The organism is Hassallia byssoidea VB512170 (genome assembly GCF_000817785.2).
Lineage (GTDB): Bacteria > Cyanobacteriota > Cyanobacteriia > Cyanobacteriales > Nostocaceae > Hassallia > Hassallia carrinoi.
Genome location: NZ_JTCM02000009.1, coordinates 52,193 through 77,134, shown reverse-complemented (window position 1 = coordinate 77,134; position 24,942 = coordinate 52,193). Strand labels below are relative to the sequence as shown.

Sequence of the window (24,942 nt, the reverse complement as noted above, 5' to 3'; positions counted from 1 at the left end):
ACATATTTTCCATGATCAATAGAAGACGATTTTTTACCTTGATTGGTGCAGCAGTTGCCAGCTTGCCGCTGCTGAGTGACTCTACAGTGGTAGCATCTAACGGTAACTTACTTGTTTCTGCTGCCGCTAGCTTAAAAGAAGCGATGGAAGAAATTAAGACTGTTTACCAACAAAGTAAACCAGGAACCAACATCAACTATAATTTTGGGGCTTCTGGTGCTTTATTACAACAAATTCAGCAAGGTGCGCCGGCTGATATTTTTATTTCTGCGGGGAAAAAGCAGGTGGATACATTAGAACAAGCAGGACAGTTGGTTGCGGGGACTCGTGGAGTTTTAGCGAAAAACCGTTTAGTTTTGGTTGTGCCAAAGAATGTTGCTGGTGTTACCAGTTTTTATAACCTGACGCAAGGTAATATAAAGAAAATTGCGATCGGCGAACCGAGAAGCGTACCCGCAGGACAATACGGTGAGCAAGTCTTGAAGAAATTAGGCATTTTTGAGAAAGTAAAAAGCAAATTCGTCTATGCTAACAACGTGCGTCAAGTTCTAGCAGCAGTAGAAAGTGGTAATGCTGATGCGGGTCTGGTTTATAGAACTGATGCCAAAATTTCTGACAAGGTAAAAATTGTTGTTGCTGCTGATGAAAAATATCATTCGCCAATTGCCTATCCGATGGCAGTGCTGAAAAGCAGTAAAAACGTTGCTGCTGCTAAAGAGTTTGTCCAGTTCTTGTCTGGTGAGCAAGCTAAGGGTATACTCACCAAATACGGCTTTCTTTTGCCTTAATGCAATAATACGCACGTTGCATTCTTAAGACACATTGTCAACAGTTATAGAACTTACGCAAAACATATCGTTTGTAGCGGTAATTCATGAATTACCGCTACAAGCGAATAGAGTGTCCAACCGCATTTTGTGTAAGTCCTGAGTTAACGTGAGTTCGACGAATAAAATATGACCCCGCTTCCATTCCTCTCCCCGAAGCGGGGAGAGGCTTTGAAACCCTATTTTTCGTTCAAACTAGGCGCTTTATTTCCCCCTCTCCATGTAGGAGAGGGGTGCTTTTTGCTTTGCAAAAAGCGGGGAGAGGTTCGTCGAATTCACCTTGAGTTAAAAGGCATTCTCATTTCTAGATATTTTCTCTAATCATAATTTTTATTGCCAAATTAGTAGGTAAACTAGTTGGTAGTATTGAGAAAATAACAAGATTTTTAGAAGCTGCTAATGAGCAAGATACGAATTTTTTCTTTTATCAGTTGGGTGTTTCTATCGTTGCTACTGGTCGTCGGTTGTAATTCTACAACGACGCTTAACCCACCCGCGACTAAAAGTGCAGCTCCTGGGTCTGCAACCTTAACTATATCAGCAGCCGCTAGCTTAAAAGATGCGATGGAGCAAATTAAGCAAAGCTACACCAAGGAAAAGCCAAATGTAAAGCTGACATACAATTTTGGTTCTTCTGGTGCGCTGCAACAACAAATTGAACAGGGTGCAGGAGTTGATGTATTCATTTCTGCTGCAACCAAACAAATGGACGCTTTAGATAAAAAAGGTCTTTTGCTAGAGGGAACCCGCAAAGATTTGTTAAAAAATCAGGTGGTGTTGGTTGTTCCGCAAAAATCTACACAAGTGACTGACTTCAAAGACTTGACAAAACCGAGTGTGAAAAAAATTGCTTTGGGTGAACCTAAAAGCGTTCCCGCTGGAGAATATGCCCAACAAGTTCTAACTGCACTGAAAATTTTGGATGCAGTTAAACCGAAAGCTGTATACGCAAAGGATGTTCGTCAAGCACTCAATTATGTTGAGTCAGGAAACGCTGATGCTGGTATCGTTTACCTCTCAGACGCTAAAAGTTCTCCCCAGGTAAAAATTGTAAAAACAGCACCTGAAAATACCCATAAAAGTGTTGTTTATCCAGTTGCTGTTCTCAAAAGCAGCAAAAATGCTGATGCTGCCAAGGATTTTATACAATTCGTCTCTAACAATCAAGCCAAAACTACATTTGAAAATCAAGGATTTACGTTGGCTACAGGTTCATAAAACTAAATGTAAATAATTAAACCCATAAAGTGAATTATGCCCCTCGATTTAACCCCTTTGTGGATATCCCTGAAAACCTCTTTACTTGCCACAATTATTACCTTTTTTGTCGGTATTGCCGCTGCCTATTGGATGTTGGGATACCGAGGTAAAGGCAAATCGCTGATTGAGGGAATCTTCGTTTCTCCGCTGATTTTGCCTCCGACAGTCGTTGGCTTTTTATTACTGATGTTTTTTGGCAAATATGGTCCGGCTGGGCAATTTCTGGATAAGTTTAACTTTAGCATCGTTTTTAATTGGTATGGTGCGGCGATCGCTGCCACAGTTGTTTCCTTCCCCTTGATGTATAGAACGTCACTGGGAGCTTTTGAACAAATTGACCAAAACCTCCTATTAGTAGCCAAAACCCTTGGTGCTTCCCAATGGACGATATTTTGGCGTATCATGTTACCTTTATCAATTCCGGGAGTTTTAGCCGGAACAATCCTGGCTTTTGCTCGTGCTTTGGGTGAATTTGGAGCCACCTTAATGTTAGCTGGCAATATTCCCGGACAAACGCAGACTATGCCACTAGCAATTTATTTTGCTGTGGAAGCGGGTGATAATAACGAAGCTTGGCTTTGGTCATTAGTAATTATGGCTACTTCGTTATCTGGGATTGTTGCGGTGAATATTTGGCAAGAAGCAAGGGGGAAGAGGGGGAGAGGGGGAGAGGGGGGGAGGGGGGGACAAGGGGAGGACACTTCCGTGCGGGGGTGGAGGAGTGAGGAACGTGTCCGTGGACAAGGAAGACAAGGGGGACGACTTGGGGGTAATTCTTTCCCCACTCCCTACTCCCTACTCCCTACTCCCCATTCCACAGATTCTGGACTTTTTGTAGATATTGAGAAAAAGCTTGCTGGTTTTGAGTTGAAGGTATCTTTCAGTGCTGACAAGGAACCCTTGGGATTGTTGGGGGGTTCTGGGGCTGGTAAAAGTATGATTTTACGCTGTCTGGCGGGGGTAGAAACACCGAGTTCGGGGCGGATTGTTTTAAATGGAAGGGTGTTATTTGATGCGGAACGGAAAATTAATTTAGCAGCACGCGATCGCCGCATTGGTTTTTTAGTGCAAAATTACGCGCTTTTCCCACACATGACGGTAGCACAAAACATCGCTTTTGGTTTGCCGAAGGGGTTATCTTCTATATCTGTGAAGCAGCAAGTAGAGGCTCAACTGATAGATGTACAATTGCAAGGATTGGGCGATCGCTTTCCACAGCAACTTTCCGGTGGTCAACAGCAACGAGTCGCATTAGCCAGAGCTTTAGCTTCTAGACCGGAAGCTTTACTTTTAGACGAACCGTTTTCAGCATTAGATACTCACTTGCGGAGTCAGTTAGAACAGCAAATGATTGCTACCCTAGCTGATTACCAAGGAGTTACTTTATTTGTCACTCACAATTTGGAAGAAGCTTACCGAATTTGTCCAAATCTGCTAGTTATGGATCGAGGACAAGCAGTTCATTATGGCTCAAAATACGAAATTTTTGAGCATCCTGCCACAGTTAGCGTTGCTCAACTAACTGGATGCAAGAACTTCTCGTTTGGTCGCACTCTTACACCCGAACAAATCGAGGCTGTTGACTGGGGTTGCACGCTACGAGTAATTGAACCAATTCCAGACGAGCTATCCTCTGTAGGTATTCGCGCCCATCATATCACCTTTAAGGGCGACTCATCACAAGAAAATACATTTCCTTGCTGGTTGGTAAGAACTGTCGAAACACCCCACCGAATGACGTTGTTTTTGAAGCTGCATTCGTCTTCTACAAATAATCAAGATTATCATTTACAAGCCGAAGTATTCAAAGAGAAATGGACGACGCTCAAAGACCAACCTTTCCCTTGGTATGTTCATTTAGACTCGATGCGACTTATTCTCATGTCCGGGTCAGGGTAAAAGAATGAAAAAGAGGAGCAAGGGGAACTTCGTTTTTCCCAAACGTCAAGAGCAATAAGTATCGAAATTTACAGAATAAATAATATTAATCATTTAAATCTTTTATTACCTACAATTTTGGTAGCAATAATGCTCGAAACTGCAATACCCATCCAGGCAAAATCTACCCTAAGTCCGATGCCGGACAAAAATGGACAGCCTTCTCCTGTCGGAGACGCTCAAACAACAAAGACGCAAGCGCGAACATCCGATTTGGTCGTGGGGACTTGTGGATCTAGTAAACGAACGCTTGTGCCATTTTTGTCTACTTTTTGTGAAACCCCTACACTTGTAAAACAGCACTTTTTTGAACGTGGTGAACTTATTCCACTAGAACCGAGCGTGTTCTATAGAATAGAACGGGGAATAGTTTGTGCCTCAACCTGGGACGAAGATGGAAAATCTACGACCTTAGGTTATTGGGGAGTTGGCGATATAGTTGGGTATCCGCTATCTAAAGTTCGACCTTACCATCTAGAGTGCTTGAATGCAACAGAAGCAAGTATCGTTCCCTTTGAGGTCTTGCATCAAAATATAGACGCTTTGTTGTCGCACATTCAGCAAGTAGAGGAGCTAATGTGTATTATCAATTGCAAGCGGGTATCTATGCGTGTGTGGCAATTTTTGCTGTGGTTAAGCAACAAATTTGGTCGTGAGTTAGAACAAGGAAAATTAATTGAACTAGCTATCACCCATCAAGAAATAGCAGATGTACTTAATACCACTCGTGTGACAGTTACCCGCGTTTTACAGCAGTTTGAAGATGAAGGAAAGTTGCAAAGGCATAAAAGAAAAATAATTCTGGCTATGCCACAGAAAGCAGAAGTTGGCAGACTAAACTGTATCACTTAAATCCTTTTACCAACTTAAGCGGTAGAGAATGAAGATTTTTTGCACTCATGAAGTTTTTGTAAAGTTGGCAATTAAACACGTAAGATAAATTGATTTTTTCCAATATTGTTGGTAAAGTTGTGTGTATCCGAAAAAGCACGTATGTATCAGGGTTCATACACAAACATACTTGAGCAGTGTTGATAGTTCATGGATTCAAAAGGCTTGTAGAAAATTTACTGACTAATAACGAGCTTACATCTACCCAAAAAATATGAACAAGCATCTTTTTGCTGTATCCTTGGTTACTTGCGTTTGTAGTGTCATGCTTCCCAATCAAGCTTTTGCTGCTGTTTTGTACAATGCAGGCAGTTTGGGCAATGCTCTTAAGGAAGTCAGCAGCGATTTCACTCAAATATATGGAATTCCTGTTACACAAGTATCTGGTCCTTCTGGTTCAATTCGGGAACGTATAGAAAAAGAACTCAGCGAAGGAGCATCTGCTGACGTTTTTGCTAGTGCAGATATCGGTAATCCGCAGCAATTATATGATAAAGGCTTGAGTCAACCTGTGGTCAACTTTATTGATAACCGTTTGGTTGCAATTGTTAAACCAGGGTTATCAGTAACTTCAGACAACTTACTAGATTATTTGCTCAACCCTGAGATTAAGTTGGGAACCTCAACACCAATAAAAGATCCTTCTGGAGACTATGCCCAAGAGATATTCCGCAAAGCTGACAATATTAAACCAGGTAACTATGACATTCTCAATAACAAAGCTTTGCAATTGGTAGGTGGTAATCCTAATGCTCCCACAGTTCCTGAGGGAAAAAATAGCTTGGTTTACTTTGTTAAAGAAACCCAACAGGCAGATGTCTTTTTAGCTTACTACACCAGCGGTCTTGCTGCCCGTGATATTGCCTCAGATTTGCAAATTGTGGAATTGCCAGATAACTTAGCAGTCAGAGCTAAGTATGGTTTAACAGTCCTCAAAAATGCTAGCCCGGAGGGTGATAAATTGGCAAAATATATTCTGTCACCTGATGGACAAAAGGTTTTATTAAAGTATGGGTTTACGAGTGCAAAATCTACTTCTGTTCCTGAATCTCAAGGAGTGGGTGGAGTTATCTTAGCTGTGAGTGTTGCCTTTGCCTTGCAGAAAAAATTAGTAGCTTATAAAAAGCAGCAAGTCAAAGTTAAGATTAACATCTGAGTAAGTTTTTACGCGAAAGATTTGGTGTTCTGTTGAATATGTTATTTAAGGAGAATAAATTATCTATGAATCAGCTAAAACTTCAAAATACCTTTGAGAATTTGATAGTCAAGATTGGTGTAACCTTGATAGCAGGAATTTCATCTAGTCTGCTACTTTCTAGTCCAATTTATGCTGGCACACTCAACAAAAATTTAATTGTTAATGGTGATGCGGAACAAGGACAAGGAGATCCAATCGGTAATGCAGTTGGAGCTAATATACCTGCTATTCCTGGCTGGACTTTAACTGGTAGTTTCAGCGTGCTGCAATATGGAGCTAAAGGTTTCGATTTTACCACCCCTTCTGGTCAACCCGTAAGCGTTGGTGGACTTCCTGATGCTACTTCTCCAGGACCGGTAAATCGCGGCAAAAATCTCTTTTATGGTGGAGGTGATAGAGGTTCTTCTAGTGCTTCGCAATTAATCAATGTAGCTGATATTGCGTCTATTATTGATAAGGGTAAAGGTGCATTTAACTTGAGTGGTTGGTTGGGTGGATATACAACAGATTTAGATAGCGCACAATTAGATATTAGTTTCCTCGGTCAGGATAATAAGTCTTTAGGTAAAGCTAGTATTATTTCTTATACTCCAGAGCAGAGAAATAATCAGACAGGCTTGTTTTTTCAGTCTAATAAAGGGGTTGTACCTGTGGGTACAAAGTCAATCAATGTGGTGCTAAATGCAAATTATGTAAGAGGACGGGTAAATGATGCTTATGCAGATAATCTCTCGTTGGTAGTTACGAAAGTTCCCGAACCATCATCTGGTTTCTTTCTAATTGGGACATGTAGTGTCATGGTTTGGGGACTGCGTAGAAAGCGCTGTTAATTGCGGTTATGTGTTTATCAAGTTAAGGTTTTTCGGTTGGGCAAACGCTGCTTTATGTACTCGAACCGAGATTGGCGATCGCTCCGGCTATAAGACCGAAAATAATCCAAGCAATAATGTTCATTTTATAGTCCATCAAGAATCTTGCTATTACTTTCTCAATTAGTTATGAACTTATTCTTCTATCGTAAGAGATAACTAATAAATGTTAAGAAAACTAAAGTCTTTTGAGGTTTTGTAGATATAATGGTGGTACATTATCTACTAACCAAACATTATTATCAGAACAGTAAAACTCGTAACCTGCCTGATACATTGCCCTAGTATTTACAGCAAAAACTATCGGTTTACCGTGCCTTGCACCAACAGTTGTCGCGGTAACAATATCTGCTGAAAGATGGACATGATGGCGTGACATTTTACAAAGTCCGGTTTGCAGAATTGATTCAACGGCTTTGTGTCCCGTACCGTGATAAAGTACATCAGGAGGAACAACAGCTTTTAGCTGCAAATCGACTTCTACACTATGTCCTTGGTTAGCACGAATGAGAGTGCCTGTAGAGTCAAAAGAAAAGCGTTGTTTGTCGTTATATTCTACGACTAAATCCAACTCGTCGCGGCTGATAGGAAACTGATATTTTTTGCAAGCTGCTAATAGTTTATTGACAGCAACCCAACCACCAGGAGAAAGGGTAATGCCAATTCTTTCTGGTTGATGTCGTAGATGTTTGCTGAGATATTTGCTGATTTTTACCAGACGAGAATTGTCCATATTGGGGTGAGAACTGCGCCTAAACGTCTACCACAGTACTGTATACATGACCATCGTTAGAAACAATGGCTTGATAAAATTGGGGATTGTGTAAATCCTTAAAGCCTGGAGTTTCTCTCATGGCTTTCAAATCAACTTCGCTTTCCCAGTTAGCGATCGCAGTGACTCTTGTCTTATCATCGCTGACAAGTAATTTGGCAGAAATAAATCCTGGTTGATGTTTGACAACATCCATGTAGACTTTTTGGATATTGAGGAAAGCATCTTCTTGCTTTTCTGGTAAAACGGTGAAAACATTCACAAAAGTAATCATGATTTTATCTAAAAAAGTCTTTGTATTAAGTATAGCTATGCGTCAGAGCGTTTTTCAACGCAGAGAGAAGTTTGAGCGGAGGTTTCCTCCGATCAAAGCTTCGGTGGGAACACAGAGTCAGCGCTAAGGGACGCAGAGTTTTTGCTTTCTTTGTGCAAATATGTACTAAGGTTATTCAAAATTCCAAATGTTTGGAAGTTTTTCGCCGCAAACAGCGCATATAAATACGTTTTCCTTAACTAGATTAACTTGGTTACAAGCACAACAACGGCGAAAAATAAACTCGATAGTAAATCCTGGAGGATGAGGTAATAAAATTAATTTCAGCGCATTATCAAGGTACTTCCAAGATTCTGGTTCTGGACAAAAGCCTGTTGATTGATTTGTAACTTCAGCTACTTCTAGTCCTTCGTCACCATATCTAAAAAATATCTCACCAGCCGAAAGTACAGATTCACCACCAGCACAAGCGATATGTTCAGAGTGGCGATCGCTAACTCGTAAATAGCCTTCTGAGTCCACAACAAAAGTCGCAGGAATCAGTCCCCAAGGGTTTGTTTGTTGTTTAGTTTCATAAATCCACTTTTCAAGGTCACTTACAGACTGAATCTTCTTTCCTATGGCAAAACTAGCCACAGCAAGTTGTACTTCCTCTGAACCTACATATTTATATAGGCTTGGAATATCCACCACCTGATTAAAATCCTACTGAAAACAGTTTACCAATTTGCACTAAATCGACATTTCCACCGCTGATGATGACACCAATTTTTGCCTCTGATGCTGTCACCACATTTTCAAGTAAAGCTGCTGTTGCTAACACTCCGGTAGGTTCAACGACAATTTTCAAACGTGACCACAAAAAGAACATGGTGCGAAGAATTGCTTCTTCCGATACTGTCACCATATCATCAACATAATCCAGTACTAGCGGGAAAGTTATTTTACCCAAGCTGGGAGTACGCGCACCATCGGCAATGGTATTAGGATTGTTTACAGTATGTAAGATTTTGCTATGAAATGAGCGTGTAGCATCGTCGGCAAGTTGTGGTTCTACACCAATTACTTGACAATTTGGTAAAAGTGCTTTGGTGGCGATCGCACAACCGGAAAGTAATCCTCCACCCCCACAACAAACTAATAGCAAGTTCAATTCACCAACTTCTTCAATTAGTTCTAAAGCTGTTGTACCTTGTCCGGCAATTATATCAGGATGGTCGTAAGGAGGAATCAGTGTTAAACCTCTTTCTTGTGCTAAAGTTTGGGCTAATTCTTCTCTGTTGGTTTGCTGTCGATTATATAGAATCACCTCAGCACCATAACCGCGTGTTGCAGTTTGTTTGACGGCGGGTGCATCATCAGGCATTACAATTGTGGTGGGAATGTTTAATAATTGTCCGGCTAAGGCGATTCCTTGAGCATGATTCCCGGATGAAAATGTTAACACACCTTTTTGTTTTTGAGTTTCCGATAGTTGCGACAGCGCATTATATGCACCTCTAAATTTAAAAGAGCCAGTGCGTTGAAAATTTTCGCATTTGAAAAATACTTGGCTATTGATGCGTTGATTAACAGTTATGGAAGTTATAACTGGGGTACGATGGGCAATTCCATCAAGACGTTTTGCAGCAGCTTGTATGTCAGTTATGGTGATAGAATTATGCTGAGACATCAATCGAATCATTTTCTATAAAAGAATAATCATACCAATCATTTACAGGTTGATAACCAATGGCTTGGTATATGTGATTGGATGTAGGATTTGCCAAGTCAGTAAACAAAAAACAGTATTTATATCCCTTATCTAATAGTGTCTGACTCAACGCCGCTACACAAGCACTAGCGTAACCCTTTTTGCGGTATTCTGGAGGCGTATATACCATATTAATACTCGCACCGTTAGGCGTTAATCCCCCACGACAAGCGATTGAGACAGGAATTTTATCTTGCCAAATGTAAGCAGTACTTTGCTGCAAAGTGTGTTCAATCCAGCGTTTTGGATATGACTCAATACCACCAACTGTTTCCAGCGAAAAGGTTTCATACCAGCGCAAAAGAAGTTCTTTGTCTGCTTCTGTCGCTATTCGTAAATTACCTTGTGCTGAGTAAATTGGCTGCAATTTTTCCAGTTTAAAGGTACGCAGCCTTTTGATTAATTGGTAAGATTGACCAGTTAGCGCTTTCCATACTTCCGCAAAAGCTTTTGCTTCATTCATGGGAGCAGTAACTCCCGGTAATGATTGAATGAGGTGTAAATCTTGAGCGATCGCTTCCACCGCTGCAAAATCCTGTATCTTGGATAAAAGTAACCTGTGAGGTGGTGTTCTCATCGCAACTGCAACAATATTTCCGTCTGTTTCTACAGTTGTTAGATAAAGCTTTTCCCCATAACGTTTTGGGTTGTAAATTAAAACGTTGCTAATTCCCAGCAGCAGGAAATGAAGTGCTTCTTGACTCAGCAAGTAGTCTTTAACTCGCTCATAAAATTGACTTGCATCTTCATACCGATGAACTTTCATTTTACTCTGCACCTTTGCGCCTATAAGTGAATAAATCATCCCGCAAAGAAAGAACAATCATACAAATCTCCTACCGATTGATAACCGATCGCCTGATAAATACGGTTAGAAGTAGGATTTGCCAAGTCGGTGAACAAAAAGCAGTATTTGTGTCCGCGAGATAGTAAAGTCTGGCTCAAAGCTGCGACACAAGAACTAGCGTAACCCTTGCCACGGTGTTCCGGCGGTGTGTACACTAGACTAATTGCCGCACCGTTGGGCGTTATCCCAACATGACAAGCCATTGAGACGGGGGTTTCATCCTGCCAAAGGTAAGCTGTACCTCGCTGTAAATGGCGATCGACAGCGCGTTCTGTATTTGTGCGAGCAATACCCAAAGCTTCCACCACAAAGGCTTCAAACCAATCGATAAGCAATTGGCGATCGCGCTCAGTCGCTTGACGTAATTCACCCGTTGCTTGAGAAATCTTCTCAATTTGTTTCAATTGAAAAGCACGCAGCGCCATTTTTATTTCGTAGGATTGACTGGTAAGCGATCGCCAAGTTTCTGCAAAAGCTTTTGCCTCAGCATTAGGAGCATTGACTTCCGCTAATGAATTTTCTGTGAGGTGTAAATTTTGAGCGATCGCCTCTATTGCCCCAAAATCCTGTATCTTGGACAATAACAAGTTCCGAGGTGGTGTTCTCATTGCTACTGCAACGATATCTCCCTCAGCTTCCACGGTTGCTAAAAGTGGCTTTTCCTCGAAGCTTTCGGGATTGTGAATCAAGCCGTGGCAAAGTCTAAGCAGCCGATTATGAAGTGCTTCATCTCTCAGCAAGTAATCTTTTACCCGGTCATAAAATTGATTTGCATCCTGATATCGATAGACTTTCATTTCAATTACCCAAATTTTATTTGCCAGTATTACTACTCATTTGTTCTCGCAAAATAGCAACTTGAGAAATCATAATTTTCTCCATCGCTCCAGCTTCCATTGTTGTCATCCAGCGAATCATAGATGAGAGAAATAGTTCTTTCAAGTACGCGAAAGAAAAGTTATCTGTCATTGCAACTATCTGATTTAAAACATCTTCAGATAGACGCATTGCAGTTTGCAGGCGATTGTTCCAAAATTCTATGTAAGCTTGTCGTACTGCGATATCTGGCAGTTCAAAATGATATTTGCGGTCAAAACGACTGGGGCGATCGCGAATTGCTGAATCTAATTTTTCAGGATGATTGGTTGTCGCCAGAGTGACAATTCCTTCATTATACGCGAAACCGTCAAGTTCATTCAAAAAGAAAGAGCGATTTTCATCAGTTAATAAAGAATCAATATCTTCTAAAACCAAAATACAAGGAGCAGATTGTCGTGCTTGTTTGAAGACTTTACGGATGTTTTCGCTATCAGTATCATACTCTGACTTAAAGCTTTTAATGTACAAGCAAGGCTGCTGCATTTTATTAATTAATGCTTTTACTGTGTGCGTCTTGCCATTTCCTGGGGAACCGATAAACAAAATTCCTCGCTTCCAAGGTACATTATAAGCTGCGTAAGTTTCGCGACATGCAAAGAAGTTTGTCAAGTCGTCTTGAATGTCTTGTTTGAGAGTACCATGCAAGATGAGATTCTCAAAAGTTGCACTTTGAATTGCTTGAAATAGTTCGGGATTTTTTGCCCAGCAACCATCTTCAAATACTAAAACTTCATCGCGAATTTCTGAGTTCCAATCACAAACAGCAGTAAAAAAGCTTTCGGCAATCTCTTTAGTCTCAGCTAAAATCCAGTAATAGCGAATTTTACAAAAACCTTCCTGCCAACTCATTAAAAGTACGTCGATTTTATGCCCTTGCCATATCACCTCGAAGTTAGCATTTTCGGTATAATTGTAAATTTTATTTTCCATTCCATCCCAAGCAGTAAGAATCTGGTTATGGATAGATGTTTGCTGGTGCAGAAAGCAAAAGTTTGCTTCTGCGTACTTATTTAAATTAAACGTAGAATCGTTACCTTCTACCAGTGCTTTTTTGGGATAAAGCGCGGCAAACTGTTGACTGACATGGTAAGCGATCGCATTATTAGGAAGGCTAAGTGCTTCTGTGATCAATTGTTGGATTTTCACGTTTATTTATTCACCTGATTATTTGTGGGGTGGGAATGAGTATGCTTAGGGTTTAACTACAAAACATCTAAGACAGATTCCAGAAAAATATTACTACACATATTGTTTGCGAATTCCTGAAAACATCCTACAAATAAACTTGTTGACATCAAGTTTATTATTTTTTTGTTGCCGTAAATACACTATTAGGCTGAGTAATCAATGTGTTAGGTTGAGTAATTAATGCTTGTGTAAAAATCCCATTAGGATCTCGAATAAATTTAATAGTATTTTTTGGTAAATCTTTCAAATTAAATTCGGTTTCTCTGTAACCGACTAATTCGGAATCTGACTGACCAGGTAGTGACGCAACTAAGCGATTATCTTTGAGAGAAATTTTGATAATTTTCCCTGAAAATTCATATTCACCGACAAATTGTGCCAAAAAACTTATTTGTGTCATGCCCTTGTCAGGCATTCGAGTAAATACGATATCTTTGAAAGTAGGTTCTAAGGGGACGCTCAGGTTAGTAATATTGCCTTTGGTATCAGTAAAGAAAGATATCATTTGAGGTTTATCAACGAACTCAGATTTTAATTGAAAAATGTCATAGTGATAGTGTTCTAGTTCATAAACAATTGAGTTATAAGTTGCTGTTAAATGATTGTCCTTAAATTCTATTGATAGTTTTCCATATCCTGGATGCTCAAAATCACCTATGTAATCTTTTAGAGAATGAGAAGGTTGAGTTCCAGTTTTACGCTCTGAGGCGATTTGTTCTTTTTCTTTTGCAGCAGCTTCTTTAGTTTGGGCTACCTTTTCTTTTATGCGTTCATTCCAATGAACCTCTTCTAGACCGAGCAAGCGATCGCATACATAATAAGTCACAATTCTTGGTAATGGCGTTTTATCCATATTAGTTAAAATCACCATACCAATATTGTTTTGAGGCAGAAAAGTTGTTAGGGCAGAAAATCCATCAATATTACCCCCATGTTCAAGAAAATTATGCCCCCGATAAGCGGTAACTTGCCATCCCAACCCATAAAAATTATGGAAAATTTCATTATATTCTAGTGGTTGGGAAATCACGATTTGCGGAAAGTGCATCTGACTCAGATTAGTTGAGGAGATAATTTGTTTCTCACCATACTTACCCTGGTTAAGATGGAGTAAAAGCCACTGAGCCATATCAGTGACGTTAGAATTAATAGAACCCGCTGGACTAATGACATCGATATTGCAAAAGGGAATTTTTTTAACTTCGTCGTCTTTTTCTTGATAAGGAAGCGCAAAATCATTAGTTTCCTGAGATTTCACAACAGAAAAATTGCTGTCTCTCATTTCTAAAAAATTAAAAATTTCCTGTTGTACAAATTCTTCCCAAGAACTGTCTGCAATTTGACCAACTAAATACCCAGCGGTCATGTACATCAAATTTTGATATTGAAAAACAGTTCGCAACTCGTGAGTGGGTTCGAGATATTGTAAGCGCTCAAATATTTCTTGCCGGGTGAAGGAACTTTTATACCACATCGCGTCGTGACGGGGTAAACCAGACCGATGAGTTACCAGGTCACGAGGTGTAATGTGTTCAGTTGCATAAGAGTCATAAAGCTTAAAAGTGGGCAAATAATTTCTGACAGGTTTATCCCAGTCTAATTTTCCCCGGTCTGCCAAGATGCCCATCGTCATTGTGGTAAAAGCTTTGGTGCAAGATGCGATCGCAAAGAGAGTTTTCGGAGTTACTTTTAAGTCTTGTTCTACATCTCGCTTTCCAAAGCCTTCACAAAAAATTATTTCGTTATCTTTAACGATCGCGATTGCCAGTCCAGGCACTTTCCACTGTTGCATCGTCTTGTTAATGAATTCACTAAGACTTTGCATGAGTTACTCTCCCTAAAAAATTCACAATAAATTATCTTTTACACAAATTTTTGCTCAAACTTATACATTAAATCTATTCTTCCTTTACGTAACATTGCGGGGTCTAATCTTTCAGTTGTGTTGCAAGTCATCAAAATGACCAAACGCTGTTGCATTTGAATACCAGATTCATCAATTACACTTTGGTATAATGTGCCATCCAGCAAGCTGAGAATGTGTTCGGTTTTATTATTGTATTGCGCGACTTCGCTGGCACGGTCTTGTGCTAAATTATCAGCTTCGTTGATAATAATACAGATTCTTTCTAAGTATGTGGGTGGGACAAAGTTAGCGATCGCATCGTGATCTAAAATAAAAATCACATATCCTAAAGGCACAAGAATTTCTTTAGCTACAGCTTGCGTCCATGCGGTTTTACCTGTACCCGGTTCACCATGTACTAAAACTGCTAGCTGCTTTTGATTGAGAACCGCTTGCTGTACTGAATCTGTAAAACTTTGGATATCTTCTGGAAAAGTGCGAATCGGAAATTGACTGTGAACCTTACCCACACGACTTTGATATCCACTCAGCATCATTGCCAAATCATAAGTTGCTTTGTTAATTAATGGCGTTAATTTTCTTGCCATTAAAGTATATTGGCGTCTTCCGCGATCGTAAGGGTCAATTTGCAGCCAAACGTCATACTTAGACCAGTAAGCATAAACTGTATTTATCACATCTAAGCGTTCCCAGTTAGAAAATCGTTCCACCGGAAAATAAAAATCTCGTTCTAAATAATATTGAGTAATAATATCCGGACGACCTAATAATTCTAAAACTCTTAATACAGTAATTTCTTGAAGTCTATTCAGAACGTAATCAATCGGAATACTGTTGCGGCTCACAAATTGAACAATCGGCGTTTCTGTACTTAAAATATCTTTATAGCGATGATCTGGTGAGTTAGGTTCAGGTGTGATGTAATTCCAAAGTTTTTCTATTTCGTAGCGCGTATTATCAGAAACAACATTTAATATATTAGCCCACCAAGCATAATTAGTCCGTCCCAAATTATCAGCAATATTACTTGCTAAATTCAAACTTTTTTGAGTTAATTCCCCTGCGTCGGTATGCAACAAATGCCACAAAAAGCCCCAGTCAAACTCTCGGTTAAACGGGCGCCAACCGCTAGCAAGTAAGCTTTGACGATTGTTATTTGTTGGAGTGCCTTCATTGTGTCTAAAATAATCAAAATCCATATTTTCAGTTGTGCGGCAGTGGTTGAGTTGTTCTGTTGTAATGTAGGAGATGGGAAAAAAGTTTTATTGTACTGTAAACTACTTACGTGCAAGTTGCCACTTTGATTGTCCATCACAGAAGAAAAAACTCCGCTGGGGAGTTTGTACACAAATGATCAACAAGGATAGCTACTTCTAAGCTTACCTTGCAGGTTTTGGGTGCTGACTCGCTTCTCTATGTAAGATGCGCGACTATTATGGCACGCAAGCAGTTCAATTTTAAGTGATTTTTCTTGATTTGTAATTACAACAGCACAGGTATATCGCCAAGTTATAGTTTATCACTTTCTAATTATAGTGATTCTTTAAGCGATATTAACCTGCTATTTATTATTAATGTAGTTCAGTTCCATCTTGACGAAGTAGATAGCGATCGCTTATCAATTTCAGCACTACTCTACCTATTTCCGGATGCGTTCTCTCAACTATTGGTTGTACAACAACACCTTCCATCATGCAAGTTGGACTTGTGACACTATCAGCATTATTGAACTGAGACACCGCCTGCCAACTGTAAGCACCAATATAAAGTAAAGGCACTCGCGGTAGATTAAATTCTTCACAAAAATCCACAAACTCATTGTAATTTAGGAATTTTCCATCACGACGTACAGCAAATAAAGCAATTTTAATTTTGCCATTATTCAAGCCATATTTAATATCTTGTACGCCGTAGATTTCCCCAAAAACTTGAGTATTTGGCGGTAATTTCTGCAAAGCTTCATTTTCGTTGTATGCTCTGATGTAAACTAGAGTTTTATTCGCTTCGCTGTTTTTCCAAAAGTAATTGTGACTGCCAATTTTTATGATGCCTTCAGCATCAACTAAGACGGTGAAGTTAGTTCCGTGTAGCTTTTCTGTGACTACTACTTCTTCACCTTCTATCAACACATCTTTGTAACGCTTTAAATTCTCTGGACTGGGGAATTTATAGTGTCCAATATGGTTTTCCATTTCCCCACTCATTCCGCGAGGAATTGGGTATTCGTATTTAGTTACACCAAAATACTCGGTGTAATCATCTCCAACGTTAACTGTAAAGTTCTCACCTACTGGAATCAGCAAACCTTCCGAAAAAATTCCTCGCAATTTAGCCGCACGCAGTTTTTTAGAGTAGTAGTTGCGAATGCCAAATTCATCGATAAAACGCTCTGGAATTACGCTATCAATCGGAAAGTAAAATGCTAAATCTCCAATCTTCAAGTTACCTTTGGCGGTGATAACTTGATACGCCATATTTTCAACCACAGCAATATCTAGCCTATCAGCATTGGGGTGAGGATTAACGCTGCTTATTTTGACTACTTCAACTTTAAATATGCTCATGGTTCACCTCATGGTTGAAAGCAGAGTGAGAAAATCCCACCCTACTAAATCATCGCAGTATTACTTTTCAATTTTTTCGCCTAGCAGAAAGCGAACAAAACGACAAACTTGGATATTTTCACCAAACTTAGATATAGATTGTTTCACCAGTTCTTCTACCGTGATATTTTGGTCACGGATATAAGGCTGATTCATCAAAGACATTTCTTTGAGACGTTTTTCAATCCGTCCTTGAATAATTTTGGCTTTGATATTTTCTGGTTTATTAGCCAAGTCATCCCGTCCCATTTCGATTTTTTTTTCTTTATCGACAACTTCAACGGGAATATCTGTTATGTTCACGTACTCAATATTTGGACAAGCCGCAATTTGCATGGCGATGTTTTTTGCCAAGATTTGAAATTCCAGACTGCGACTAACAAAATCAGTTTCGCAATTCACTTCTACCAGCACACCGACTTTACCACCAGTGTGAATGTAGCTTTCAATCAGTCCTTCTGCTGCAATGCGATTTGTGATAGTAGATATCATACTTTTTTGCCGCAACCAGGCGATCGCTTGATTCATATCACCATTACATTCTGTCAGCGCTTTTTTACAACTCATCATCCCCGCGCCAGTTTTTTCCCGCAGTTCTTTGACAAGTTTTGCAGATATTTCCATGATTTTGCCTCCTATTTAAAGACGCAAGTAGAATAAGTCAAATTTTTTTTATTCTTTAATTGCGGTGCAGCGATAACTGCCAATTTGGTCAGTACAGCTTTAATTTATAAAAATAGTATTTGCCTATACTGTTATCATATCTGGCACTATTACGACAGCATTTTTAGAAAGGAACATTCACCAAGCACAAGGATAAAGGTTTTCTTTACCCAGTTTTTCGGAAATTTCCTTATATCTGCGATCGCTTACCAGTTATGTGGCTTTTGTCTAACTTAGAAATATATGATGCTTTTGTTTATCGCTATCTTTATACTACATTTATACTACACAATTGTCAAGGGGGTGGATGGTAATTTTTACAAGCTGGTATCGCAGCAAAGAAGAAATAAGGACTTCAGTCCTGACTACAAAGTAGGTTAATTTTCTTTGATAAAAATGTAATAAAGTGGTATAATGTAAAATTATAATTAAATTTATTAACGTTTTCTCACCTGAGTGCTATCATTCTTTACATTTATCTCATATAATCAAGAAGTGTCCGATCGCTTTGTCAGTTAGATATATTCTTTCCTCGTGGATGTGTTGAGTGAGCAAAGATTATCAACTTTGAAGGTCGAAACAAGAGCCAGTCTTGAATGAGCGTTTTAGAACCGCTCTCTTGATGCCTCCGCTGTTGTCTGTTATAACTACGATGTTCAATATCATCTTCTGGAGAAGATATGGATTTGGCACGTTCTTTCATTAGTGAAGAAAAGAAGCCCAACTATCCGCAGCCTTTGGTTTTGGCGGTGGAAGACAACGATGATAATTTAATGCTGATTAGCTATACCCTGGAGTCACTTGGTTGTAAACTCATTTGTCAAACAGACAGTTCTTCAACGCTACTTATAGCCAAAGAGTATCAACCAGACTTGATACTGATGGATATTTTGTTACCTGGTTTGAGTGGTATCGATGTAGTACATTATCTGAAAAATGAACCGCTAACTTGTAAAATTCCGGTGATAGCAGTTACAGCTTTAGCAAGCCCGGAGGAACGAGAACGCATCCTCATGGCAGGCTTTGATGATTATATCAGCAAGCCTTACATGATTGAAGACCTAGAAGCGCTGATTTGCAAAGTCTTGGGTAAAAAGCTAAATCCGGAATTTTGTTTTGACCTACAGCAATAGTTTATTCGCCAGATGTGTCACTATCGCTTTTATCTGTTGTCTTTTTTTTAGTCTTGGAAGCTAAAGGGGAATTGCGAATATTTGGGGTATCGGTGAGTAAAGCTATAATTCCTGTGCGTCCTGTCTCTAGTGTGGCATCGCTAAGTAGTTCAACTACCTGGACATTTAATATATCTTCAATTACTGTTTTGAGTTGAGGTTGAATTGCTTCATCTAAATCAGCTCGTACTTGTTCTGCAAGTTCAATTCGACCGGTTTGCGCTAGTAACTGCTCTGGTTGAGTGATGGAATTTTCCAGGATGATGGTAAGATTGCTATCGGATAATTGACAGGTAACTTTACTCGGCTGATGTCCTAGTTGGTCACGGTACAAAGCTTGGATACGCTGCGCGAGTGTTCTTTGAATTTGTCCGCGGGTTGGGGTTGATGTTGTCGTCATGTGTTGTTTTACTGTAGATTTAGACAACTACCGTTAAGCCAAAAAGTATTGTAATCTACTTTTATTAATTATTGATTACTTTCTGAGTTATCAGCAGTAGTGGACTCTTACGATGTAATTAAATTGAGAACTTCAGTTGCAACTGTCGTCATTATAGTAATAGCCACTGCCAAAAGTCAGCATCCAAATGTAGTATTTCTCACTCGTTTTTTATCCGTCTCCTGGTTTATTCGATTGGTAATTTTAGATATAGCTAATGGCTAATTGCTCAATTGACTTTGCTTTGGTAAGCGCACAGTAAATACACTACCCTTACCTACTTCAGAGAAAAGCTCAATCGTTCCCCCATGTGCTTCGACAATCAGACGGGATAAATGCAGTCCCAAACCGCTACCGGCGCGTTTATTTCTACCTTGTCGAAAGCGCTCGAAAATTGTTGTTTGGTCTTCGGCAGCTATCCCATAGCCGGTATCTTCTATTTCAATTGTTACCAAATTTTTACCGTTATTCTGTGCGGATTCAAAAATGCGAGTTTCTATCCCTCCTGAATCTGTAAACTTGATGGCGTTACCGATTAAGTTGCTGAAAACGCGCCGCAATTCTAAGCGATCGCCTGTAACTATACCAGCATTTTCACTGACTTTTTCCAAAGCGCTAGTATCTATTTTTAAAGTTAAGCCTTTATCGTTAGCAATTGGATTTAATTCTTCAACTACTTCAGTTAGCATTTCTGGTAAATTGCAAATTTCGGAATTCAAGGTCTTTTTACCAGCCTCAATCCGATAAACTTCTAGCAGATTGTTCACCATCTGCGTCAAGTTATGGTTGCTGCGAATCATCACAGCGATCGCTTGTTTCATTTCTGGGGAAATCTTGCAGAAAATCTCTTGTTGAAATAAATTCAACATTCGATCCGATGCTACTAACGGAGTTCGCAAATCATGCGTCATCCGCGAAACAAAGTCTTCTCGCTGACGTGCCATTTTTTGTTGTTCGTCAAGACTGTGTTTTAGACGTAGAAGCGATCGCACTCTTGCCAGTAGCTCATCTGTATCAAATGGTTTTCTAATAAAATCATCCGCTCCCGCATCCAAACCTTCAACAACGCTAGATTCTGTAAAAGCTGTAATTAGCAGAATCGGAATATAAGGCAATCCCGTGTTACTACGTATGCGTCGTGTGACTTCATATCCATCTATTCCCGGCATCATCACATCGAGCAAAATCAAATCTGGTGGTGATTCTGTAATTTGCTGCAAAGCAGTCATCCCATCTGCGACTAAATCCATCTCAAATCCTTCACTTTCTAAAATCGTCTGAACGAGGATGAGATTATCTGGAGTATCATCAACAGCGAGAATACGGTCAATTTTTAAAGTTTCAACAACAGACATGACTTATCGGCTTTTTTAAAGGAATTTTAGAGTTTTTGGTTTCGGTATCTCAGCGAAGTTTCGTTTTGCGGAGGATACTGGTAATTTTGGTTATTTTGACTATTTAATCTCGGTTCTGTGGGATTTTCGTCTTTGTTCAATAATGATATTTGACGTGGTATTTCAATGCGAAACATTGAACCATGACCCAACTGACTTTCAATAATGATTTTGCCGTCCATCATTTGCACCAGCGAATCTATAATTGCCAAACCCAGACCTGTGCCGGGATATTTGCGAGTGGTGGATTGATCGACTTGCCGAAATGCTTCAAAAATATGATTTAAATCTTCGGCAGCGATACCAATACCTGTATCGCGAATGGCGATCGCTATTTGATTTTGTCCTATTTCTTTAATATCGATCCAAATATTGCCAGATTCTGTAAATTTAATCGCATTTGAAAGCAAATTCGTGATAATTTGTCGCACGCGCAAACAGTCATTAAATACCATCGGGTTTTGCAACTGATTTTGAACCAGCACCGTTAGTTTTTTGGCTTCTGCGAGAGAACGCATTTCTGCGACTGTGGCATTAACTATCTTTGATAAATCAAAGATTCCTGGCTTTAACTGTATCCCTCCAGCTTCTAAATGGGAAAAATCGAGAACTTCGTTCAGCAGCACCAGTAAATTTTTACCATTATTTAAGATTCGCTGCACCATATCTTTTTGCCCAAGCGTAAGTTCCCCAGCCTTGGGACGCAGCAATAATTGCGAAAACCCGATGATGGCATTTAGGGGTGTCCGCAATTCATGAGATATTGTGGCTAAAAACTGAGTTTTCAGCCGCGATGCTTCTAATAACTTTAGGTTTTGTAACTGAATTTGTTGGCGTTGTTTTTCCAGTTCATAGTTTTTGCGAATCAGTTCCTCGTTAGTTTCGCGGATCTGTCTGTCTGCCAAGGCTACCTGCATTTCTGCGCGATAAACCCGGATGGCATTTCGCAGAACTTGCGCCAACGTTTCAGGGGATACTCTACACTTAGACAGATAATCTGTAGCACCAGCTTTCATCAGTTCCACAGCGATTTGCTCATCTCCTTGAGCTGTGAGAACTACTAAGGGAACTTTGATTTTTGCTTTTCGTATTCTTTGGATCAGCGTTAAGCCATCTTGGTCTGGTAGACGATAGTCGAGGAAAACGCAGTCATAGCTATTATCGTTTAAAGCAGCGATACCTCCGGTAAGCTTCGCTAACGCACTTTCACAGTCTTCTACTTCCGACAGTTCCATCCGCACACCTGCTTTTGTCAAAGCGCGACGCACAGCCATGCGATCCACTATGTCATCGTCTACTAGCAAAATTGAGAGCGTTTCTTCCATCGGCTTGAGTTATCGCTTTCAAATAAAGGTTCATGTATAACATTTCTCTTTTCAAATCCATCACGGGAATTTTATCTTTTATATTTTAAATTTTTGCATTGGCAGAAACTGATAACTGTTAACTTTTAACCAATCTTAAATCCAAAATCTACCTAATGGTAATTTTTTTTATGGCATTTCACATAATGTCCAATATTTATTGAGTGTTGCCATTAATTCGACAAAATTACCAAACGTTACAGGTTTAAGTATATACCCAGCTACATTTAAATTGTATGCTTCCACTCTATCTTGATCCTGGTTGGAAGTTGTCATCACAACTACTGGAGTTGGTTTCAATTCCGGGTCAGAGCGTAATTCAACTAAAAATTCAATTCCGCCCATTTTCGGCATATTCAAATCCAATAAAATTAAGCGTCGCGCAGCGGGGACTTGCGGTGGTTCACCGTTACTGCTTCGTAGCATCGAGAGCGCTTCTATTCCATTTGTCGCCACGTAAACTGGGTTAGTGATATTAATTTTTTTGAATGCCCGCTGCACATTCATTACATCAACTTCGTCATCCTCCACTAGTAGTATATTAATCACGTTTTCTGGCATTTCCTTGGATATAAATTAGCAAGGTCAGAAATTATACTTTAGTAGATTTACCATAAATCGCCTTGGAGGATATAGTTAATTATTCGCTGTTTACTGCAAACAATACAACTATTAGCAATTCTGACCCTGAGAATGATTATCTATTTTGATCGCGATTGGAAATAGCGTATCATAAAATACGGCAACCTGTAAGGTCAACCCCATTGTAAATGAACGAGCGATCGCCTGTCCTCAGCCATTGGTGAGAGTTAGATTTAAAGTTTTGTTGATCGAAATTTTCAGCAGTTTTCCTCAAAAATTTCCGAATAAGTTGTCAAAACTCCAAACTCCAAACTTTTGTACAGACGTTCCGCACGCCCACGTCTCTACTACTTTTGCCAGGTAAAACAAAAAGTGCTTCCGGCATTTATTTGCGACTTTAAAGTAATCGTACCTCCTTGCGTTTCCACAATTTTTTTAACAATCGCCAAACCGATTCCAGTACTTTCTTTTTGATCGCGGGATTGCAGAGTTTGGAAGATTGCAAAAATCTTTTCGTGATATTCTGGGGCAATACCAGCACCATCATCAGCTACAGCAAATTCGTAATACGATGAGCGTTCTTCAACATAAATTTTTACGTGACCATCCATTCGCGGATGATACTTGATTGCGTTGCCAATTAAGTTAGAAAATACTTGTTGTAAGGGTAATCGTTTCGTTCTGAAAGTGGGCATCCCTTCAGCAACTTCGATGTTGAAAGTTAACGGTGGTGCAAGTAAATCAATCACTTCCTTTATCAATTCACCAACATTTACTTCATAAGATTCTGTTTGGACGCGCCCAATGCGAGAATATTCTAATAAACCGTTGATCAGTCCTTCCATTCTTTGCACCCTTCCGCGCAACAGATGCATTTGATGGCGATTTTCTTCGGGAAGTTGATCTGCCAAGTCTTCTTCAATCCATTCTGATAGACTGGCGATCGCTCGTAAAGGTGCCTTCAAATCATGAGACGCCACATAAGCAAATTGGTCAAGTTCTTGATTTTGCTTTTGTAAAAGTGCAGTTGTTTGCGCCAAAATAGTTGTCAAACTAGTTAATTCTGAAGCTCGTTGTTGAAGAGCTAATTCTGATTGTTTGCGATCGCTAATGTCTGTTACCGTGCCAACATAACCAACAATCTTACCATCATCTTTAGTTTCTGCAACTGCTTGCGACAACACCCAACTTACTTTCCCATCTGCATGGATGAAGCGAAATTCACACTCAAAGGGCAAAGCATCTTGACTTGTTTGTTGTAGTTCAGAATCTATCCGCTCTAAGTCTTCTGGGGGAATTGTACATCGCCAGCCTTTCAATAAAGCATTTTCTGATGTAATTCCGCTAATTTCACACCAGCGCTCGTTGACATAAAGATAATTTCCTGATAAATCTGTACGGTAGATGCCGACAGGGGAAATTTTGGCTAAAGTTTCCCAACGACGCTCACTTTTTTGTAGTGCTTCATTTTTTTTAGCGACACGTTGCTTTAGTTCTGCGTTGGCTTCGCTAATATCTCTACCTTCTGAGATTAACAAAGTTACTTGCCCACTTTCGTTTTTTATCGGCTTAATCGAAAAGTCGATGGTTATGATGTTATCGGCTGCACCGAGTATATCAACTTCGTAGCGGACAAATTCTCCTGTTGCTGCCAGTGCGATCGCTTCTCGTAATTGTCTTTGAGTTTGCGGAGAAATCGTCCACCAACGCACTTCCCAAAAAAAACGCCCGATCGCTTCTGCGCTGGTGAGTCCGGCAAACTTTAACACCGTCTGATTGACTTCAACAACAGTGCCATCCGGTTTGATTAATCCGATAAATTGAGAAGTCTGGTCAAAAATGGTACGAAAGCATACTTTACTTGCTTGTATATCTGCTTCCACCGGCTCTGATTTGTTCATTTTGGTGAAAAATCATACTTTTTCAGATTATTTTAAAGCTTTTGCAAACATTGTTATTGAATATTATTAATTAGTCGTTTAGAATTCATCATGAAGCTGTATAAATTTCAGTTCGTCTTAATATTGAGCAATTATTCGTAAAATAGCTATATATCCCAGGCTAGATTTTTACTTTGATGCAAGAAGAAAAAGAAAAACTAATTATTTCTATCGGTGGATGCATGTTGGTAAAAATATCATCTATCTTAAGTTTTGAAATTA

General features: G+C 39.6%; 23 protein-coding genes. 7 read left to right on the top strand and 16 right to left on the bottom strand.

What is annotated here, in order from left to right; translation table 11 throughout:
• The first annotated feature begins 14 nt into the window (after positions 1 to 14).
• The 6 genes from modA (PI95_RS06975) (at position 15) to PI95_RS06950 (ending at position 6,944) form a co-directional block, all read left to right on the top strand.
• On the top strand, positions 15 to 788 hold the full coding sequence (gene modA / locus PI95_RS06975) for a molybdate ABC transporter substrate-binding protein (protein ID WP_039738325.1): 774 nt from the start codon (positions 15 to 17) through the stop codon (positions 786 to 788).
• A gap of 438 nt (positions 789 to 1,226) precedes the next feature.
• Entirely contained in the window at positions 1,227 to 2,045 is an 819-nt protein-coding gene (gene modA / locus PI95_RS06970) for a molybdate ABC transporter substrate-binding protein (RefSeq protein ID WP_039737835.1), read from the top strand.
• Between the two features lie 36 nt (positions 2,046 to 2,081).
• Entirely contained in the window at positions 2,082 to 3,986 is a 1,905-nt protein-coding gene (gene modB, locus PI95_RS06965) for a molybdate ABC transporter permease subunit (protein ID WP_163518676.1), read from the top strand.
• A gap of 129 nt (positions 3,987 to 4,115) precedes the next feature.
• The gene (locus PI95_RS06960; protein WP_236116961.1) at positions 4,116 to 4,877 is read left to right on the top strand and encodes a Crp/Fnr family transcriptional regulator; all 762 of its coding nucleotides are present in this window, start codon (positions 4,116 to 4,118) and stop codon (positions 4,875 to 4,877) included.
• 253 nt (positions 4,878 to 5,130) lie between these two features.
• On the top strand, positions 5,131 to 6,072 hold the full coding sequence (locus tag PI95_RS06955; RefSeq protein ID WP_039737833.1) for an extracellular solute-binding protein: 942 nt from the start codon (positions 5,131 to 5,133) through the stop codon (positions 6,070 to 6,072).
• Positions 6,073 to 6,137: 65 nt separating this feature from the next.
• Positions 6,138 to 6,944, top strand: coding sequence for a hypothetical protein (locus tag PI95_RS06950; RefSeq protein WP_039738322.1), 807 nt, complete (start codon positions 6,138 to 6,140; stop codon positions 6,942 to 6,944).
• 217 nt (positions 6,945 to 7,161) lie between these two features.
• On the opposite strand, the gene PI95_RS06945 is transcribed toward PI95_RS06950, so the two are convergent.
• The 11 genes from PI95_RS06945 to tsf all read right to left on the bottom strand — a co-directional run bounded on the left by PI95_RS06945 (position 7,162) and on the right by tsf (position 17,793).
• Entirely contained in the window at positions 7,162 to 7,716 is a 555-nt protein-coding gene (locus tag PI95_RS06945) for an RNA 2'-phosphotransferase (protein ID WP_039737830.1), read from the bottom strand.
• A 19-nt stretch (positions 7,717 to 7,735) separates the two neighbouring features.
• Positions 7,736 to 8,029, bottom strand: a complete 294-nt coding sequence (locus PI95_RS06940) for an antibiotic biosynthesis monooxygenase family protein (protein ID WP_039737827.1) — start codon at positions 8,027 to 8,029, stop codon at positions 7,736 to 7,738.
• Positions 8,030 to 8,200: 171 nt separating this feature from the next.
• Entirely contained in the window at positions 8,201 to 8,722 is a 522-nt protein-coding gene (locus tag PI95_RS06935) for an SH3 domain-containing protein (protein ID WP_052324666.1), read from the bottom strand.
• A gap of 4 nt (positions 8,723 to 8,726) precedes the next feature.
• On the bottom strand, positions 8,727 to 9,701 hold the full coding sequence (locus tag PI95_RS06930; RefSeq protein ID WP_039738321.1) for a threo-3-hydroxy-L-aspartate ammonia-lyase: 975 nt from the start codon (positions 9,699 to 9,701) through the stop codon (positions 8,727 to 8,729).
• Entirely contained in the window at positions 9,688 to 10,548 is an 861-nt protein-coding gene (locus PI95_RS06925) for a GNAT family N-acetyltransferase (protein ID WP_039737824.1), read from the bottom strand. The genes PI95_RS06930 and PI95_RS06925 overlap by 14 nt, the downstream gene beginning before the upstream one ends.
• A gap of 35 nt (positions 10,549 to 10,583) precedes the next feature.
• Positions 10,584 to 11,426, bottom strand: a complete 843-nt coding sequence (locus PI95_RS06920) for a GNAT family N-acetyltransferase (protein WP_039737822.1) — start codon at positions 11,424 to 11,426, stop codon at positions 10,584 to 10,586.
• 16 nt (positions 11,427 to 11,442) lie between these two features.
• Positions 11,443 to 12,654, bottom strand: coding sequence for an AAA family ATPase (locus tag PI95_RS06915; protein WP_039737821.1), 1,212 nt, complete (start codon positions 12,652 to 12,654; stop codon positions 11,443 to 11,445).
• 157 nt (positions 12,655 to 12,811) lie between these two features.
• On the bottom strand, positions 12,812 to 14,521 hold the full coding sequence (locus PI95_RS06910; protein WP_163518675.1) for a serine hydrolase: 1,710 nt from the start codon (positions 14,519 to 14,521) through the stop codon (positions 12,812 to 12,814).
• Between the two features lie 38 nt (positions 14,522 to 14,559).
• Positions 14,560 to 15,762 carry an AAA family ATPase gene (locus PI95_RS06905; protein WP_039737819.1) on the bottom strand — a complete coding sequence of 401 codons (1,203 nt, stop codon included), beginning with the start codon at positions 15,760 to 15,762 and terminating at the stop codon, positions 14,560 to 14,562.
• Positions 15,763 to 16,134: 372 nt separating this feature from the next.
• Entirely contained in the window at positions 16,135 to 17,127 is a 993-nt protein-coding gene (locus tag PI95_RS06900; RefSeq protein ID WP_039737817.1) for an RNA ligase (ATP), read from the bottom strand.
• Positions 17,128 to 17,187: 60 nt separating this feature from the next.
• Positions 17,188 to 17,793, bottom strand: a complete 606-nt coding sequence (gene tsf, locus PI95_RS06895; protein WP_039737814.1) for a translation elongation factor Ts — start codon at positions 17,791 to 17,793, stop codon at positions 17,188 to 17,190.
• Positions 17,794 to 18,509: 716 nt separating this feature from the next.
• On the opposite strand from tsf, the gene PI95_RS06890 reads away from it, so the two are divergent.
• Positions 18,510 to 18,962 carry a response regulator gene (locus PI95_RS06890; protein ID WP_039737812.1) on the top strand — a complete coding sequence of 151 codons (453 nt, stop codon included), beginning with the start codon at positions 18,510 to 18,512 and terminating at the stop codon, positions 18,960 to 18,962.
• A 1-nt stretch (position 18,963) separates the two neighbouring features.
• On the opposite strand, the gene PI95_RS06885 is transcribed toward PI95_RS06890, so the two are convergent.
• The 5 genes from PI95_RS06885 to PI95_RS06865 form a co-directional block, all read right to left on the bottom strand.
• Positions 18,964 to 19,401, bottom strand: coding sequence for a Na-translocating system protein MpsC family protein (locus PI95_RS06885; protein WP_039737809.1), 438 nt, complete (start codon positions 19,399 to 19,401; stop codon positions 18,964 to 18,966).
• Positions 19,402 to 19,661: 260 nt separating this feature from the next.
• Positions 19,662 to 20,795, bottom strand: a complete 1,134-nt coding sequence (locus PI95_RS06880) for an ATP-binding response regulator (RefSeq protein ID WP_039737807.1) — start codon at positions 20,793 to 20,795, stop codon at positions 19,662 to 19,664.
• A 26-nt stretch (positions 20,796 to 20,821) separates the two neighbouring features.
• Positions 20,822 to 22,159: a hybrid sensor histidine kinase/response regulator gene (locus tag PI95_RS06875; RefSeq protein ID WP_039737805.1), complete on the bottom strand. Its 1,338-nt coding sequence runs from the start codon at positions 22,157 to 22,159 to the stop codon at positions 20,822 to 20,824.
• A 168-nt stretch (positions 22,160 to 22,327) separates the two neighbouring features.
• Complete coding sequence (locus PI95_RS06870) at positions 22,328 to 22,759, bottom strand: response regulator (RefSeq protein ID WP_039737804.1); 432 nt, start codon at positions 22,757 to 22,759, stop codon at positions 22,328 to 22,330.
• 368 nt (positions 22,760 to 23,127) lie between these two features.
• Entirely contained in the window at positions 23,128 to 24,681 is a 1,554-nt protein-coding gene (locus PI95_RS06865) for a sensor histidine kinase (RefSeq protein ID WP_039737802.1), read from the bottom strand.
• Positions 24,682 to 24,942: the final 261 nt, after the last annotated feature.

Coding starts and splice junctions, on each gene's coding strand:
- modB (WP_163518676.1), top strand. CDS start 2,082: ATGCCCCTCGATTTAACCCCTTTGTGGATATCCCTGAAAACCTCTTTA.
- PI95_RS06905 (WP_039737819.1), bottom strand. CDS start 15,762: ATGGATTTTGATTATTTTAGACACAATGAAGGCACTCCAACAAATAAC.
- PI95_RS06875 (WP_039737805.1), bottom strand. CDS start 22,159: ATGGAAGAAACGCTCTCAATTTTGCTAGTAGACGATGACATAGTGGAT.
- PI95_RS06925 (WP_039737824.1), bottom strand. CDS start 10,548: ATGAAAGTTCATCGGTATGAAGATGCAAGTCAATTTTATGAGCGAGTT.
- PI95_RS06955 (WP_039737833.1), top strand. CDS start 5,131: ATGAACAAGCATCTTTTTGCTGTATCCTTGGTTACTTGCGTTTGTAGT.
- PI95_RS06900 (WP_039737817.1), bottom strand. CDS start 17,127: ATGAGCATATTTAAAGTTGAAGTAGTCAAAATAAGCAGCGTTAATCCT.
- PI95_RS06940 (WP_039737827.1), bottom strand. CDS start 8,029: ATGATTACTTTTGTGAATGTTTTCACCGTTTTACCAGAAAAGCAAGAA.
- PI95_RS06950 (WP_039738322.1), top strand. CDS start 6,138: ATGAATCAGCTAAAACTTCAAAATACCTTTGAGAATTTGATAGTCAAG.
- PI95_RS06920 (WP_039737822.1), bottom strand. CDS start 11,426: ATGAAAGTCTATCGATATCAGGATGCAAATCAATTTTATGACCGGGTA.
- PI95_RS06910 (WP_163518675.1), bottom strand. CDS start 14,521: ATGCAAAGTCTTAGTGAATTCATTAACAAGACGATGCAACAGTGGAAA.
- modA (WP_039737835.1), top strand. CDS start 1,227: ATGAGCAAGATACGAATTTTTTCTTTTATCAGTTGGGTGTTTCTATCG.
- PI95_RS06880 (WP_039737807.1), bottom strand. CDS start 20,795: ATGTCTGTTGTTGAAACTTTAAAAATTGACCGTATTCTCGCTGTTGAT.
- PI95_RS06890 (WP_039737812.1), top strand. CDS start 18,510: ATGGATTTGGCACGTTCTTTCATTAGTGAAGAAAAGAAGCCCAACTAT.
- PI95_RS06960 (WP_236116961.1), top strand. CDS start 4,116: ATGCTCGAAACTGCAATACCCATCCAGGCAAAATCTACCCTAAGTCCG.
- PI95_RS06930 (WP_039738321.1), bottom strand. CDS start 9,701: ATGTCTCAGCATAATTCTATCACCATAACTGACATACAAGCTGCTGCA.
- PI95_RS06865 (WP_039737802.1), bottom strand. CDS start 24,681: ATGAACAAATCAGAGCCGGTGGAAGCAGATATACAAGCAAGTAAAGTA.
- PI95_RS06945 (WP_039737830.1), bottom strand. CDS start 7,716: ATGGACAATTCTCGTCTGGTAAAAATCAGCAAATATCTCAGCAAACAT.
- PI95_RS06870 (WP_039737804.1), bottom strand. CDS start 22,759: ATGCCAGAAAACGTGATTAATATACTACTAGTGGAGGATGACGAAGTT.
- PI95_RS06885 (WP_039737809.1), bottom strand. CDS start 19,401: ATGACGACAACATCAACCCCAACCCGCGGACAAATTCAAAGAACACTC.